The organism is Mycobacterium sp. (genome assembly GCF_049647605.1).
Classification (GTDB): domain Bacteria; phylum Actinomycetota; class Actinomycetes; order Mycobacteriales; family Mycobacteriaceae; genus Mycobacterium.
Genome location: NZ_JBARXZ010000223.1, coordinates 1 through 16032 on the forward strand (window position 1 = coordinate 1; position 16032 = coordinate 16032).

Below are 16032 nucleotides of genomic sequence, written 5' to 3' on the forward strand. Positions count from 1 at the left end.
GCGGCGCGCCGAACGCTCTGGAAGACGAACCCGTCTAGAAAACGGTGGGCAGTGCAAACGCCGAGTCGACGGCCAGGGCACAGAAGACCACAGCCAAGTAGTTGTTCGACTGCAGGAACAGACGCAGCGGTCTGACCGGCTCGCCGCGACGCACCCCGGCATAGAGCTGGTGTGCCATCACCAGGAACCACAGGCCGGCCAGCCCCGCGACACCGGTGTACAGCCAGCCGGTGGCCGGAACCAGCGCCAGCGTCGCCAACACGGTCAGCCAGGTGTAGATCACGATCTGGAGCGTGACGTGCCGCTCGGTGGCCACCGTGGGGAGCATCGGCACCCCAGCCGCGGCATAGTCTTCCTTGTAGCGCATCGCCAGCGCCCAGGTGTGCGGCGGCGTCCAGAAGAAGATGATGGCGAACATCACCAGGGCCGGCCACTGGATGGTGCCGGTCACAGCCGACCAGCCGATCATCACCGGCATACAGCCGGCGGCCCCACCCCACACGACGTTCTGCGAGGTCCGCCGCTTGAGCAACAGGGTGTAGACCAACACGTAGAACGCGATCGTGACGACGGCGAGCACCCCGGACAGCAGGTTCGACGACAACCACAGCCAGAAGAACGAGCCGACCGAGAGCAGCAGACCGAACACCAGCGCGTGGCGGGTGGGCACTGTCGCCTGGGCCAGCGGCCGTCGCGCGGTGCGTTTCATCACCTTGTCGATATCGGCGTCGGCGACACAGTTCAGCGTGTTGGCGCCGGCGGCCGCCAGCATTCCGCCGATCAGGGTGTTGGCGATCAGCAACGGGTCGACAACTCCCCGGTTCGCCAACAACATCGCGGGTATCGTCGTCACCAGCAGCAGCTCGATGACCCTGGGTTTGGTCAGAGCAACATAGGCCAGCAGCGTCGAGCGAATTCGCTTCGGGGTGCCCTGGCTGAGGTGGCGCTCGCGAATGCTCACGCAGTCAACTCCTCATCCTTGACGTAGGACATCCTTCGCGATGATCGCGCCTCTTTGCAATGTCTACTACACACGATGGTAGACCGGCGCAGCACCAACGGATGACCTCAGGGTCGGTTCCGCGTTACTACGGTAACGGCAGGACGAATTCTCACCACATGCAGCCTGCGACGACAGACATCGGGGCACTAGGGTTGGAGAGAGCGCCCGGGAGTTGCGCGGAGCCGCCACATAGACATGCCACCAAGGAGCCAGCCAGTGACCACCGTCGAAGAAATCGCGACGTTGACCGAACCCCACCACCCTGACGACTGGACAGACACCGACTCCACGGCGGTTGACACCGTTCGGGTACTCGCCGCCGACGCGGTTCAGAAGGTTGGCAACGGCCATCCTGGCACCGCGATGAGCCTGGCCCCCCTGGCCTACACCCTGTTCCAGCGTCAGATGCGCCACGACCCGAGCGACGTCCACTGGCTGGGCCGCGACCGGTTCATCCTGTCCTGCGGGCACTCCAGCCTGACGCTGTACCTGCAGCTCTACATCGGCGGGTTCGGTCTGGAACTCGCCGATATCGAGGCACTGCGCACCTGGGGTTCCAAGACCCCCGGCCACCCCGAGTTCCGCCACACCAAGGGTGTCGAAATCACCACCGGCCCGCTGGGTCAGGGCCTGGCCTCGGCCGTCGGAATGGCGATGGCCGCCCGCTACGAGCGTGGCCTGTTCGACCCCGACGCCCCGGCCGGTGAGAGCCCGTTCGACCACTACATCTATGTGATCGCCTCTGACGGCGACATCGAAGAGGGCGTGACCAGCGAGGCGTCGTCGCTGGCCGGTACCCAGCAGCTGGGCAACCTGATCGTCTTCTATGACAAGAACCACATCTCCATCGAGCATGACACCGACATCGCCCTGTCGGAGAATGTCGCCGACAGGTACCGCGCCTACGGCTGGCATGTCCAGGAAGTCGAAGGCGGCGAGAACGTCGTCGGCTTCGAAAAGGCCATCGCCGAGGCCAAGAAGGTGACCGACAAGCCGTCGTTCATCTCGGTCCGCACCATCATCGGCTATCCGGCCCCCACCAAGATGAACACCGGCGGTGTGCACGGGTCCGCGCTCGGCGACGACGAGGTGGCCGCCACCAAGAAGGTGCTGGGCTTCGACCCGGAGAAGAAGTTCGAGGTGCGCCCCGAGGTCATCGAGCACACCCGCAAGCTGGTGGACCGCGGCCGGGAGGCCCATCAGAAGTGGCAGACCGGGTTCGACGCCTGGGCCGAGCGTGAGCCGGAGCGCAAGAAGCTGCTCGACCGGCTCACCGCCGGGGAACTCCCCGACGGCTGGGATGCCGACATCACCTATTGGGAGCCGGGCTCCAAGGCCGTGGCCACCCGCGCCGCGTTCGGTCAGGTGCTCAACGACGTCGCGCCGAAGCTCCCCGAGCTGTGGGGCGGATCGGCTGACCTGGCCGGCAGCAACAACACCACCATCAAGGGCGTGAAATCGTTCGGCCCGCCGTCGATCTCCACCGAGGACTTCACCGCGGACTGGTATGGCCGGGTGCTGCACTTCGGTATCCGTGAGCACGCGATGGGCTCGATCCTGTCCGGCATCGTGCTGCACGGGCCGACGCGCGCCTTCGGTGGGACGTTCATGCAGTTCTCCGACTACATGCGGCCTGCGGTGCGCCTGGCGTCGCTGATGGACATCGACACCATCTACATCTGGACCCACGATTCGATCGGCCTCGGCGAGGACGGCCCCACCCACCAGCCCATCGAACACCTGGCGGCACTTCGGGCGATCCCGAATCTGTCGGTGGTGCGCCCCGGCGACCCGAACGAGACGGCTTACGCCTGGCGCAGCATCCTGGCGCGTGGCAACGGCAGCGGCCCGGTCGGTTTCATCCTCACTCGACAGGGCATCCCGGTCTTGGAGGGCACCAGCAGCGACGGTGTCGCCAAGGGTGGCTACGTCCTCGGAGAGCCGTCGGCAGCCGATGTCGCAGCCGCCGACGTGATCATCATCGCCACCGGCTCCGAACTACAGCTGGCCGTCGAGGCCCAGAAGCAACTCGCGGCCAAGGACGTGGTGGCCTACGTGGTGTCGATGCCGTGTGTCGAGTGGTTCGAGAGCCAGCCCAAGGAGTACCGGGATTCGGTGCTGCCGCCCAGCGTCTCGGCGCGTGTCGCCGTCGAGGCCGGCATCGCCCAGTCGTGGCACAAGCTGGTCGGCGACACCGGCGAGATCATCTCCATCGAGCACTACGGCGCGTCCGCGGATGACAAGACTTTGTTCCGTGAGTTCGGTTTCACCCCGGAAGCGGTCGTTGCGGCCGCGGAACGCACCCTCGACAACTAGTACGCGCAACGAGAGAAGGCAGAGACGATGACCCAGAATCCCAACCTGGCAGCGCTGTCGGCAGCCGGAGTATCCGTTTGGCTCGATGACCTGTCCCGTGACCGCTTGCAGAGCGGCAACCTGCAAGAGCTGATCGACACCAAGAGCATCGTCGGCGTCACGACCAACCCGTCGATCTTCCAGGCCGCGCTGTCCAAGGGCACCGCCTATGACGCTCAGGTCGCAGAGCTGGCCGAGCGTGGCGCCGATGTGGATGCCACCATCCGCACCGTCACCACCGATGACGTGCGCAACGCCTGCGACGTGTTCGCCGGTATCTACAAGAGCTCCAACGGCGTCGACGGCCGGGTGTCCATCGAGGTGGACCCCAGACTGGCGCACGACACCGACAAGACGATCCTGCAGGCCATCGAGCTGTGGAAGATCGTCGACCGGCCCAACGTGCTGATCAAGATCCCCGCCACCGAGGCCGGGTTGCCCGCCATCACCGCGGTGATCGCCGAGGGCATTTCGGTCAACGTGACGCTGATCTTCTCGGTGGAGCGCCATCGCGCGGTCATGGACGCCTACCTGGCCGGCTTGGAAGCGGCCAAGGAGGCTGGCCACGACCTGTCGAAGATCCACTCGGTGGCTTCGTTCTTCGTCTCGCGTGTCGACACCGAGATCGACAAACGCCTCGAGGGCATCGGTTCCGAGGAAGCTCTGGCCCTGCGCGGTCAGGCCGGAGTCGCCAACGCCCGGCTGGCGTACGCCGCCTACGAAGAGGTGTTTGTCGGTGGCTCGCGCTTCGAGGCGCTCAAGGCGGCCGGTGCCCTGGTGCAGCGTCCGCTGTGGGCATCCACCGGGGTCAAGAATCCCGACTACTCGGACACGCTGTACGTCACCGAGCTGGTAGCGCCCAACACCGTCAACACCATGCCGGAGAAGACGCTGGATGCGGTCGCCGATCATGGTGTGGTCACCGGTGACACCGTCTCCGGCACCTCAGCCGCCGCCCAGGAGATCTTCGACAAGGTCGCCGCCGTCGGCATCGACCTCACCGATGTCTTCCTGGTACTCGAGAACGAGGGCGTGGACAAGTTCGAGAAATCCTGGCAGGAGTTGATCGAAGCCACCCAGGGCCAGCTCGACGAGAAGAAATGACGGAGGCCGGCAGCGTTTCGGCTGCATGGGTGAACCCGCTGCGGGACAAGCGCGACAAGCGCATGCCCCGTATTGCGGGGCCCTGCAGCGTGGTGATCTTCGGTGTCACGGGCGATCTGGCTCGCAAGAAACTGATGCCGGCCATCTACGACCTGGCCAACCGCGGGTTGCTGCCACCGACATTCGCCTTGGTCGGCTTTGCGCGGCGTGATTGGGGCGACGAGGATTTTGGCCAGGTCGTTTACGACGCGGTGAAGCAGCATGCCCGCACCCCCTTCCGCCAGGAGGTGTGGGACCGGCTCGCCGAGGGCTTCCGGTTTGTCCAGGGCACCTTCGACGACGACGCCTCGTTCCTCCGGCTCGCCGAAACCTTGCAAAAACTCGATGTCGAGCGTGGCACCAGCGGCAATCACGCGTTCTATCTGTCGATTCCCCCGAACGCGTTCCCGGTGGTGTGTGAGCAGCTGTCCAAGTCCGGTCTGGCCGACAAGCCGGAGGGTTCGTGGAGCCGGGTGGTGATCGAGAAGCCGTTCGGTCATGATCTGGCCAGCGCCGAAGCGTTGAACAACACCGTCAACAGCGTCTTCCCCGAGTCGTCGGTGTTCCGCATCGACCACTATCTCGGCAAGGAGACGGTGCAGAACATCCTGGCGCTGCGTTTCGCCAACGAGATGTTCGAGCCGATCTGGAATGCCCACTACGTGGACCACGTCCAGATCACGATGGCCGAAGACATCGGATTGGGTGGCCGCGCAGGCTATTACGACGGCATCGGCGCCGCCCGCGACGTCATCCAGAATCACCTGATCCAACTGCTCGCATTGACCGCGATTGAAGAGCCCGTCAGCTTCCATCCCGACGAACTGCAGGCCGAGAAGATCAAGGTGCTCTCGGCGACCCGACTGGCCCAGCCGCTGGATCAGACCACGTCGCGCGGTCAGTACGCCGGCGGCTGGCAGGGCGGCCAGAAGGTGGTGGGTCTGCTCGACGAAGAGGGCTTCGCCAAGACCTCCACCACCGAGACCTTCGCAGCGATCACCCTCGACGTCGACACTCGACGCTGGGCCGGGGTTCCGTTCTACCTTCGTACCGGAAAACGCTTGGGCCGCAGGGTCACCGAGATTGCCCTGGTGTTCAAACGAGCTCCCCATCTGCCCTTCGACGCCACCATGACCGAGGAGCTCGGCAAGAACGCGTTGGTGATCCGGGTGCAGCCCGACGAGGGCATCACCCTGCGGTTCGGTTCCAAGGTGCCGGGCAACAAGATGGAAGTCCGCGATGTGAACATGGACTTCTCGTACGGCGCCGCGTTTGCCGAGGAATCTCCCGAAGCCTACGAGCGGCTCATCCTGGATGTGCTGCTCGGCGAGCCGTCGCTGTTCCCCGTCAACGAAGAGGTCGAATTGGCGTGGAAGATCCTGGATCCGGCGCTGGAGAACTGGGAATCCCACGGTGCTCCCGAGCCGTATGAATCGGGCACCTGGGGTCCGGATTCGGCCAGCGAGATGATGCGGCGTTCCGGTAGAGAGTGGAGACGGCCGTGATCCGCGCCGGCACCGATACCCCTGGAGGTGCCCGGCGGGCGATCCTCCGAAGCGATGAGGAGGCGCGGCGCCGATGATCGTCGACCTGCCCGACACCAGTACCGACAAGATCAACAAGAAGATCATCGCCCTGCGCGAGGAGGGTGGCGCGGTAACCATGGGCCGGGTGCTGACCCTGGTCATCGCCCCCGACACCGAAGCGGTGCTGGAGGATTCGATCGAGGCGGCCAACGCGGCCAGCCACGAACATCCCTGCCGCATCATCGTTGTCATCCCGGGTGACCGGCTGTCCACCGAAGCCCGGCTCGACGCGCAGATCCGGGTCGGCGGCGACGCCGGCGCCGGTGAGGTTGTCGTGCTGCGGCTGTCGGGCCCGTTGGCCAACCATGCCAGCAGCGTGGTGTTGCCGTTTCTGCTACCCGATACCCCGGTGGTGGCGTGGTGGCCGGATGTCACGCCGCCGGTTCCCTCCCAGGATCCGTTGGGCGAGCTGGCTATTCGGCGCATCACCGATGCCACCAACGCCACCGACCCACTGGTGGCGATCAAGTCGCGACTGGCGGGGCACACCGCCGGCGACACCGATCTGGCATGGAGCCGGATCACCTACTGGCGGGCATTGCTGACTTCAGCGCTGGATCAACCACCCCACGAGCCGATCCAGTCGGCGCTGGTGTCGGGTCTGCGCAACGAACCGGCGTTGGATATTCTCGCCGGCTGGCTGGCCAGTCGTATCGACGGCCCGGTACGCCGCACCGTCGGGGAACTCAAGGTGGAGTTGGTCCGTGGCAGCGAGACCATCACCCTCAGTCGCCCGCAGGAGGGCCGGACCGCGACCTTGAGCCGGACGGGCCGCCCGGATGCGTTGGTGCCACTGGCACGTCGCGAAACCCGCGAATGCCTGGCCGAAGACCTGCGCCGGCTCGATTCCGACGAGATCTACTCCGAGGCCCTACGCGGTATCGATAAGGTGCAGTACTCATGACCACAACGACCGTTGTCGAAACCTATGCCGATACCGACAAATTGGTCGAGGCGGCCGGAAACCGACTGGTGGGGGCCATCACCGCGGCCATCGCCGAGCGCGGTGTGGCCTTGATCGTGCTGACGGGCGGGGGCACCGGTGTTGCGCTGCTCGAGCACGTCCGCGCCCATGGCGCCGACATCGACTGGTCGGCGGTGCATGTCTTCTGGGGTGACGAACGCTATGTCGCCGAATCCGACGACGAGCGCAATGACAAGCAGGCACGTGAGGCCCTGCTCGACCACGTCGCGATCCCGGATCGCAATGTGCACGCCATGCCGGCAGCCGACGGCGAGTTCGGCGCCGATCTCGACGCGGCCGCCCTGGCCTACGAGCAGGTGCTGGCGGCAAACGCCGTTGCCGGCGAGCCCACTCCGGCATTCGATGTGCATCTGCTCGGCATGGGTGGTGAGGGACACGTCAACTCACTGTTCCCGCACACCGTCGCGACGGCCGAGAAGTCACGGTTTGTTGTCGGTGTCGCCGACTCCCCCAAGCCGCCGCCCCGGCGGATCACCCTGACGTTGCCGGCAGTCACCCGGTCGCGGGAGGTGTGGCTGGTGGTCTCCGGCGCCGCCAAGGCCGAGGCGGTGGCGGCCGCACTCGGCGGTGCCGATTCCATCGACATCCCGGCGGCAGGCGGGGTCGGGACGGAGAAGACGGTGTGGCTGCTCGACACTGCGGCCGCCTCAGCTATCCCCGGCTGATCGACCCGGCTCTGCGGAGCCCAGTCATAATGGCGGCATGGCAGACAAAGACGTCACCTCGTCGGGTCAGTCGCGGCCGGCCCAGCAGCGGCTGCGGACACTGGCCCAGGCAGCACTCAACGCCGATGTCACGGTTGGCCAAGTCGATGCGCTGCTTGCTGGTCTCACCGAGACACTCGAGGATCTGAACAACTCCACCGACACCCTCGACTCCACGATGGAACGCTTCAACGCCACGATCAGCCGCATCGACGAACTGGCCCCGCGCTTGATCGCGATCGTCGACCGGTTGGAGGGCATCGTGGACCGGGTGGAGCGAATTGTCGGGGTCGGCGAAGCCGTCGTCTCCCCCATCTCCGCCACCGAGAACGCCGTCCGTGGTGTGGTCAACGCCGTGCGGAACCGCGCCGGACTGTAGCCCGCCGCCCGACTGTGCAGCCAGGACGCAGGGACGAGCCCGAGACGCAGCGACCAGGTCTAGCCTGAGCAACGATGAGTTTCTCGTATGCCTCCGTTGCCGAAACACGTCAGCTGCAAGGCCGTGACCAGCAGGTGCCCTCGAGGGAGTTCGTGGGGACGCTCGAGCGGACCGGTCCGTAACGCCCATGACGGCACAGGCACCGGCGTACACACCGCCGGAGGCGCAGCGGCTGCGCGGTAACCACCGGTTGGCAGGGCTGCTCGTCGCGGCAGTGGTGCTGGCGGTGATGTGTGTGGCCAGCCTCGCGATCGGCACCCAGAACGTGGGATTGGCCACGGTCTGGCAGGCCGTCACCGACTACCACGATATGGGTGACCAGTGGATCGTCCACGATCTACGGATCCCCCGCACGGTGCTGGCGCTTCTGGTCGGTGTGGCACTCGGACTGGCGGGCACCCTGATCCAGGCGGTAGGCCGCAATCCGCTCGCCGATACCGAGATCCTCGGAATCAATTCCGGCGCGGCCCTTTTTGTCGTCAGTGCCATTGCCTTCTTCGGTGTCCGCGACGTGACCGGCTACATCTGGTTCGCCTTCGCCGGCGCCGTGTTCGCCATGATCCTGGTGTACCTGGTCGGGATGACGGGCCGGTCCACGGTGACGCCGGTGCGTGTGCTGTTGGCCGGGGTGGCGATCGCCGCGGTGTTGGACGGGATCGGATTCGCCGTGCGACTGCGTCACCCCCGGGCGTTCGACAACATGCGGTTCTGGGATGCCGGAGCACTCGACGGCCGGGCGCTCGACGTCTCGGCGGCCATCGCCCCGTTCATCGTCGTCGGCGTGGTCCTGTGTGTCGTCGTGGGGAGTTCCCTCAACGTCACCGCACTCGGTGATGATCTGGCCAAGAGCATGGGCGGCAACGTGATTCGCACGCAGGTGCTCAGCCTGGTCGCGGTCACCCTGCTGGCGGGGGCGGCCACCGCGGGTGCCGGGCCGATCGGTTTCGTGGGCCTGATGGTGCCGCATGCCGTGCGCCGGTTCACCGGACCGGACTGGCGCTGGATCCTGGCCTACTCCGTCGTCGTGGCCCCGGCGCTGCTGCTGGCCGCCGACATCATCGGGCGCGTGGTCATCCGGCCCGCCGAGTTGCCTGCGGGGATCGTCACGGCCTTCCTCGGTGCGCCGGTACTGATCTGGCTGGTGCGCAAACGCGGAGCGGACCGCTCATGACGGCCCTTCATTTCGGTAACCGACAGTGCGTGATCCGGGTGGGCGGTCTTTCGGCGCGGTTGTCGTGGCGTGCGGTGATCGTCGTGACGTCACTTCTGGTGGGCGCACTCGTCATCGCGGTAGTGGCCATCGGTATCGGTAAATACGCGATCGCGCCCGGCAATGTCCTCGGCGTGCTGGCCGGCACCAACACCTCCTTCGACCGGGTGGTGGTCCTGGAGTGGCGGATGCCACGAATGCTGATGGCATTGCTGATCGGCGCGGCACTCGGGGTGTCCGGCGCGATCTTCCAGGCATTGACCCGAAATCCGTTGGGCAGCCCGGACATCATCGGCATCAACTTCGGGGCTTACACCGGCGCCCTCGTGGTGATCGCGACCGTCGGCGTCGGGTACTTCGCCGTCGCGGCCGGCGCCCTGGTGGGCGCGTTGGTCACCGCGGTACTGGTGTACGCGCTGTCCTATCGCAACGGGTTGGCCGGCTACCGGTTGATCGTGGTCGGTATCGGCATCAGCGCCATCCTGAACTCGGTCAACCAGTGGATCGTCATCAAACTCGACTTCCACACCGCGGTAACCGCTTCGGTGTGGCAACAGGGCACCCTCAGCGGTCTGAGCTGGACACAGGTGGTCCCGATGACGATCTGCCTGGCGGTGGTCACGGTGGCGTTGACGGCGTTGGGTCCCGCGCTTCCGGTGCTGCAACTCGGCGATGACGCCGCAGGCGCGCTCGGCGTCCGCACCGAAACCACCCGATTGGCGTATCTCACAGTCGGGGTGGTGTTGGTGGCGCTGGCGTGTGCGGCAGCCGGGCCCATCACGTTCATCGCACTGGCCGCGCCACAGATCGCCCGCCGATTGACCGCCACCCCGGGTGTCGGTCTGGTGCCCTCGGCCGCGATGGGTGCGGTGCTGCTGCTGTTCGGTGACGTGATCGCCCAGCATCTGCTGCCCGGCAACGAACTCCCGGTGGGTGCGGTCACTGTGTCGCTCGGCGGCGCCTATCTGATCTACCTTCTGATCTCGCAGGCAAGGAAACGATGAGCAACCCCCGGCTGCGTACCGAACGCCTCACCATCGGCTACGACGACAAGACCGTCATCACCGACCTGACGGTGGACATTCCCGACGGCCGGGTCACCGCAATCGTCGGACCCAATGCGTGCGGTAAGTCCACGCTGCTGCGCGGTTTGGCACGGTTGCTGAAACCCTCGAGCGGTCAGGTGATTCTCGACGGTGCGGATATCACCAGCATGCACACCAAAGAGGTGGCCCGCCGACTGGGACTGCTCCCCCAGACTTCTATCGCCCCGGAAGGCATCACCGTGGCAGATCTGGTGTCCCGCGGTCGTTTTCCGCATCAGAAGGTGTTGCGCCAATGGTCACAGGAGGACGCCGACGCGGTGGCCGAAGCCATGCGGGCCACCGCCGTGGACGGGTTGTCGGGCCGGTTGGTCGACGAACTGTCCGGCGGCCAACGCCAGCGGGTCTGGGTGGCGATGGTGCTGGCGCAAGAGACCCCGCTGGTGCTGCTCGACGAGCCCACCACATACCTCGACATCGCCCATCAGGTGGAGCTGCTGGATCTGTTCACCCAACTCAACCGCGAGCAGGATCGCACGGTGGTGGCGGTGCTGCACGACCTCAACCACGCCTGCCGCTACGCCGACCACATCATCGCCATGAAGGCGGGACAGATTGTGGCCCAGGGCGATCCGAAGGAAGTCATCACCGAGGACCTGGTGCACGACGTCTACGGGCTCGGTTGCCAGATCATCGACGACCCGCAGACCGGGACGCCGCTGGTGGTTCCCAAGGCATCTCCTCACCTGCGGATGCGGCGAGGCTGACCGAGGCAGCCAGCAAAAGTGCAGTACTGCACTACTGAATTCGCGTAGCGCCCCGAGAGCGACGATTCCCCTCGCGGAGCACGACCCGACGTGGCTGCTGGAGAGGAGACCGACCGTGTCGCCGACAGCGCAATTGTCCAACCAACTCGACGGCGCTGATCGTCTGCGGGACCACCTGTCCGAACTGGCACGACGCCGATGTCACAACAATCATGAACCAGTTCGTCACGCCGACCCATCCGGGCCGGAACATCACACCAGTCGCGGTGACCACACCCGGGCAGGCTTGGCCCCTGAGCGGCATTTTGCGTCTTCTGGGGATGCTGGCCGGTGATCCGCGCTTCTTCGGGCCCGGTGGCGCAGCCGCATGTTCGTTCAGGTGCGTTCCGCCAGGATGAATTCGCGGCTGGCCCAGAATCCCGCTACGTCAACATCCCGCTTCGTCGGCGTCAGGCGTTGGCGAGGTCTTGGACCGGCCGACCGTTGAGTGCGTTGGCCAGCTGTGGTGTCAGCACATCGAGGGCGTACAGCAGCGCCTCGGGACCGCTATAGGTCAGCGCCCCACTGAGATTCGACTCGAATGTGGTGTACAAGGTGCGGTCCTCGGTCACCACCGGCAGCCGGGCAAACGCCGGCGACGCCACCATCTGCTCTTTGGTCGCGCCGTTGACAAACAGCACGTCACGGTTGAGCACGTCCAGCCTCTCCTCGCTGACGTCGCCGTCGACGTTCTGGGTAGCGAAACCCAATGCGGTGAACAGTGATCGGCGCGGATCCTTCTCCGGCATCAGCCAATGCCCGCCGTTCTCGGGGCCGAAGTCGACCACCAGGGTCTTGCCCTCGAATTCGGGGTTGGCCTGCTTGGCTTCGTCGATGCGGCCCTGCACCTGTTCGACCAGCTCCTGAGCCCGCGCCTCTTTACCCAGCGCCTTGCCCGTGGTCAGCAGCTGCACGTTCCAGGGAGTTTCCTCATCGGCGTAGTCGGCCGACTGGATCACCGTCGGCGCGATCTGGGAGAGCCGATCGTAGGTCTGCTGGTCGATCGACTCGTAGATCGCAAAGATGACATCGGGCTTCTCGGCGGCGATCGCTTCGAAGTCGATCTCGTCGGCGCCCCAGGTCGGGATACCTTTGCCGCCGGTGGCGGCCGCCACCCAGGGGTACTCGTCGTACTCCTCGAAGAAGTCGCGAGCGGCCACCGGGACCACCCCGAACGGCAGCACAAAATCCTGATCGGTCCACCCCACCGTCACCACCCGGGACGGGTTGGCGGGAACGACGGTCTCGCCGAACTTGTGGCTGATCGTTGGACCTCCGGACGCGGCCGTACCGCTGGAGGCGCCGTCGCCGGAGGATCCGCAGGCGCTGACCAGCCCGGCCACCAGCATCAACCCGGCAATGGCGATGAGGGTACGCCCGGCTGATCGGCGCAGCAGGTGAAGAACCTGCGACCAACCGCCACTGTGCACGTTCACGCATGCTCCTCTGCTCGGCCCAACCGCAACCAGCATGTTAGAGCAGGCTAACCAAATTACAAGCCCTAGGATTCACAGCGAATTGACAGGAAACGTTGGCACACCGGCAAATTCGCCGGTGCACCCACCGCGTGAGCTAACCGCTGTTGCGCAGCGCCGTCGCCAACCCGCTCATCGTGAGCAGGATGCCGCGCTGCACCCGTTCGTCGGTGTCACCCGAGCGGTACTGCCGCAGCAACTCCACCTGCAGATGATTCAGCGGTTCCAGGTACGGGAAGCGGTTGAACACCGAGCGTGCCAGCGCGGGATTGTCGGCCAGCAGGTCATCTTGACCGGAAATCGCCTTGTACATGGCAATGGTGCGCTCATGTTCGGCCAGGATCTTGTCGAACACCCGGTGCCGCAGCGCCTCATCCTCGACCAGCTCGGCGTACCGCGCCGCCAGGCCCATATCCGACTTGGCCAGCACCTGCGCCATATTCGACAGCACGGTCCGGAAGAACGGCCAGCGCCGGTAGAGATCCTGCAGCACTTCCAACCGGGCTTCCCCGTTTTCCTGGCCGGCCGCCACCCAGGTCTCGAACGCCGTCCCGGTCCCGTACCAGCCTGGCAGCATCACCCGCGACTGGCTCCAGGCCAGCACCCACGGGATGGCCCGAAGGTCTGAGATCGACGTGGTGGGTTTCCGCGACGTCGGGCGGCTACCGATATTCAGGGCGCCGATCTCACTCACCGGCGTCGACGCCTTGAAGTACTCCACGAAACCCGGTGTCTCGTGGACCAGTTCGGCGTAGGCACGCTGTGCGCGGGCAGCCAGATCGTCGAGCACCTCATAGGCCGAATCGGCAGCCGGGCCCAGCCCTTCGACGTCCAGCAGTGTCGACTCCAGCGTCGCGGCCACCAACGTCTCCAGGTTGCGGTGTGCGATCCGCGGTTCGGCGTATTTTGCCGCGATGATCTCCCCCTGCTCGGTGATCCGCAACGAGCCCCGGACCGCGCCGGGAGGCTGCGCCAGGATGGCGTCATAGCTGGGGCCGCCGCCGCGGCCCACCGTGCCACCGCGGCCGTGGAACAGCCGCATCCGGATCCCGGTCTTGGCGGCCATCTCGACCAGATCGAGTTCGGCGCGGTACAGCGCCCAATTGGCCGCCAGGTAGCCACCGTCTTTGTTGGAGTCCGAGTAGCCCAGCATGATCTCCTGGCTCTCACCCCGGGCATGCACCAACCCGCGGTACAGCGGCAGGTCCAGCACCGCCTCCATGATCGCGGCGCCGTGCTGCAGGTCGTCGATGGTCTCGAACAACGGCACGATACCGACCGGGCTGTACGGCGTCTCCCCCGAAGCATCCAGCAAGCCCGCCTCTTTGAGGAGCAGCGCCGCCTCGAGCATGTCGGACACCGACTGGCACATCGAGATGATGTAGTTGGGCACCGCGGCAGGGCCGAACACCGCCACTGCCCGCGCCCCCGCCCGCACGATGTCGAGTTCCTTGCGCGCCAGCTCCGAGAGCTCGGCGTGCTCGCCGACCAGCGGCCGACGAGTGCTCAGCTCGGCCACCAGCAGCGCCACCCTGTCGTCCTCGGGCAGCGACGGGTAATCGGAATGCACGCCCGCCCACGCCAGTAGTTCGGCCACCACCTCTTCGTGCACCTCGGAGTTCTGCCGCATGTCGAGCCCGGACAGGTGAAAACCGAACACGTGCACGGCTTCTCGCAGTCGAGCCAGCCGATCGTCGGCCAGTAGTGCACTGCCGTGGGCGCGCAGCGAGCCGTCGATGACATCAAGGTCGGCAACCAGTTCGGCGGGGTCGTCGTAACGAGCAAGCCCCAGATCGATCTGGTGTTCGGGCTGGCGATCCAGCACCTCGGCGGCCGTCGCAGACAGCCGGGCATGGATCACCCGTAGTGCCCGCCGGTACGGCTCGTCGGCACGCGCCGGCTCGTCGCAGCTGTCCGCCAAGGCCATCAGCTCGTCGCTGACCCCGACCAGCCGCGCCGACATCGACAGTTCTTCTTCGAGGGCCGTCAGTTCGGTGAAGTAGCGGGTGAACGCGGTGTAGGCGGCGCTACCGGTGGCCAACCGCACCACCTCTGCGGTGACATTGGGGTTGCCGTCGCGGTCGCCGCCGATCCACGACCCGGGCCGCAGGATCGGTTTCGGCAGGAGCTCGGCTTCAGGCCAGCGGGCCCGTAGCGCGTGACGCACCTCCGCATTGACCTTCGGGATGACCTCGAAGAACGCCGCGGGGTAATACCGCAAGCCGGTCTCGATCTCGTCTTGGATCTTCAGCCGGGACAACCGGATCAGCGCCGTCTGCCACAACATCAGGATCTGCCGTCGCAGCTCGACGTCGATATCGGTTCCCTCGGATGTCGAACTGAGCCCTGCCATCCGCAGCCGCATCAGCTCGGTGATGCGGTGCTGGGTGTCGAAGATCGTCCGTCGGCGCGTCTCGGTGGGGTGCGCGGTGATCACCGGCGACACCAGCGCACCGGTCAGCGAATCAGCGACAGTCGCCGCATCCAGATCCGCGGCGTCTAGCTTCAGATAGGTGGCTGCCAGGCTGCTGTCCTGGGGCGGCTCCCCCGCCGCTACGTGAACGGCGCGCCTGCGCTCGCGGTGGATGTCCTCGGCCACATTGGCCAGCAACGCGAAGTGGGTGAACGCCCGGATCACCGGGATGGCGGTCTTGGCGTCGATACCGTCGAAGAGGTCGGACAGTTCCGAGCGATCGATCTCGGAGCGACGCACCCGGAACGACTCCACCCGCGCTCGTTCGACGAGCTCGAAAACCGCGTCGCCGTTCTGTTCACGCACCGTATCGCCGAGCATCGCCCCGAGCAGCCGGATGTCCTCGCGCATCGGTTCGGTGGCCTCCCGTCCGACCTGGGTGCGGCGCACGGCGCCGATCGGTTCCAGCGCGGTGTCGGAAAGTTCAACCATGGGTTCGATTATCGGGGATGCGGGTTCGGTGTGCCTGTCGGCAGGTGCCGATGCCGGCGCGTACCCCGGCTTTGTTCGAGACCACCGGCCGAGTGTTGTCGCTCGATCAGATTCCGATGTTCGGGCGTTTTTGTGGACGGCGGCTCGGCGGGCTGGTTGTGCACAGTGCGGTGTTCATCCACAACCCGACGATCACCGACTGGTTGTCGAACATGCGTGCGAATACCGTGGTGGTCATGGATCCGATGACAACCCGCACCGAGGTGCTCGACGCCCTCGCCGGTGTCGATGCCGCCCAGGCGCGGTTGCGGGCCACATCGACAAACCTGGTCGGCAACGCCTTCCGCATCGAGATCGCCGAGCGGCTCGAGACACAAT

At 65.9% G+C, this 16032-nt stretch carries 12 protein-coding genes and 1 pseudogene; 10 read left to right on the plus strand and 3 right to left on the minus strand.

Annotated elements, in window-relative coordinates:
• Window positions 1-34: 34 nt before the first annotated feature.
• Window positions 35-961 carry a heme o synthase gene (locus WBB07_RS27385; RefSeq protein WP_526312530.1) on the minus strand — a complete coding sequence of 309 codons (927 nt, stop codon included), beginning with the start codon at window positions 959-961 and terminating at the stop codon, window positions 35-37.
• Window positions 962-1219: 258 nt separating this feature from the next.
• Between WBB07_RS27385 and tkt the strand changes: the two genes are divergently transcribed.
• From tkt to WBB07_RS27430, 9 genes are all read left to right on the plus strand, one after another.
• The gene (gene tkt / locus WBB07_RS27390) at window positions 1220-3319 is read left to right on the plus strand and encodes a transketolase (protein WP_526312532.1); all 2100 of its coding nucleotides are present in this window, start codon (window positions 1220-1222) and stop codon (window positions 3317-3319) included.
• Window positions 3320-3346: 27 nt separating this feature from the next.
• Complete coding sequence (gene tal, locus WBB07_RS27395; RefSeq protein WP_526312534.1) at window positions 3347-4462, plus strand: transaldolase; 1116 nt, start codon at window positions 3347-3349, stop codon at window positions 4460-4462.
• Window positions 4459-6006 (plus strand): glucose-6-phosphate dehydrogenase, encoded by a 1548-nt coding sequence (gene zwf, locus WBB07_RS27400; RefSeq protein ID WP_526312536.1) that lies wholly within the window; start codon window positions 4459-4461, stop codon window positions 6004-6006. Before tal ends, zwf begins: the two co-directional genes overlap by 4 nt.
• 73 nt (window positions 6007-6079) lie before the next feature.
• A complete protein-coding gene (gene opcA, locus WBB07_RS27405; RefSeq protein WP_526312538.1) occupies window positions 6080-6991 on the plus strand; it encodes a glucose-6-phosphate dehydrogenase assembly protein OpcA in 912 nt (303 codons plus the stop codon).
• Window positions 6988-7737 (plus strand): 6-phosphogluconolactonase, encoded by a 750-nt coding sequence (gene pgl / locus WBB07_RS27410; RefSeq protein ID WP_526312540.1) that lies wholly within the window; start codon window positions 6988-6990, stop codon window positions 7735-7737. Before opcA ends, pgl begins: the two co-directional genes overlap by 4 nt.
• Window positions 7738-7774: 37 nt before the next feature.
• Window positions 7775-8155: an ATPase gene (locus WBB07_RS27415; RefSeq protein WP_526312542.1), complete on the plus strand. Its 381-nt coding sequence runs from the start codon at window positions 7775-7777 to the stop codon at window positions 8153-8155.
• 187 nt (window positions 8156-8342) lie between these two features.
• Window positions 8343-9386 (plus strand): FecCD family ABC transporter permease, encoded by a 1044-nt coding sequence (locus tag WBB07_RS27420; RefSeq protein WP_526312544.1) that lies wholly within the window; start codon window positions 8343-8345, stop codon window positions 9384-9386.
• Window positions 9383-10429, plus strand: a complete 1047-nt coding sequence (locus WBB07_RS27425; RefSeq protein WP_526312546.1) for a FecCD family ABC transporter permease — start codon at window positions 9383-9385, stop codon at window positions 10427-10429. The genes WBB07_RS27420 and WBB07_RS27425 overlap by 4 nt, the downstream gene beginning before the upstream one ends.
• Window positions 10426-11235 (plus strand): ABC transporter ATP-binding protein, encoded by an 810-nt coding sequence (locus tag WBB07_RS27430; RefSeq protein WP_526312548.1) that lies wholly within the window; start codon window positions 10426-10428, stop codon window positions 11233-11235. The genes WBB07_RS27425 and WBB07_RS27430 overlap by 4 nt, the downstream gene beginning before the upstream one ends.
• 449 nt (window positions 11236-11684) lie before the next feature.
• On the opposite strand, the gene WBB07_RS27435 is transcribed toward WBB07_RS27430, so the two are convergent.
• Window positions 11685-12623: an ABC transporter substrate-binding protein gene (locus tag WBB07_RS27435; RefSeq protein ID WP_526312552.1), complete on the minus strand. Its 939-nt coding sequence runs from the start codon at window positions 12621-12623 to the stop codon at window positions 11685-11687.
• 223 nt (window positions 12624-12846) lie between these two features.
• Window positions 12847-15654, minus strand: a complete 2808-nt coding sequence (gene ppc, locus WBB07_RS27440; RefSeq protein WP_526312550.1) for a phosphoenolpyruvate carboxylase — start codon at window positions 15652-15654, stop codon at window positions 12847-12849.
• Between the two features lie 50 nt (window positions 15655-15704).
• On the opposite strand from ppc, the pseudogene WBB07_RS27445 reads away from it, so the two are divergent.
• A pseudogene (locus WBB07_RS27445) lies at window positions 15705-16032 on the plus strand (hypothetical protein); the annotation flags it as partial.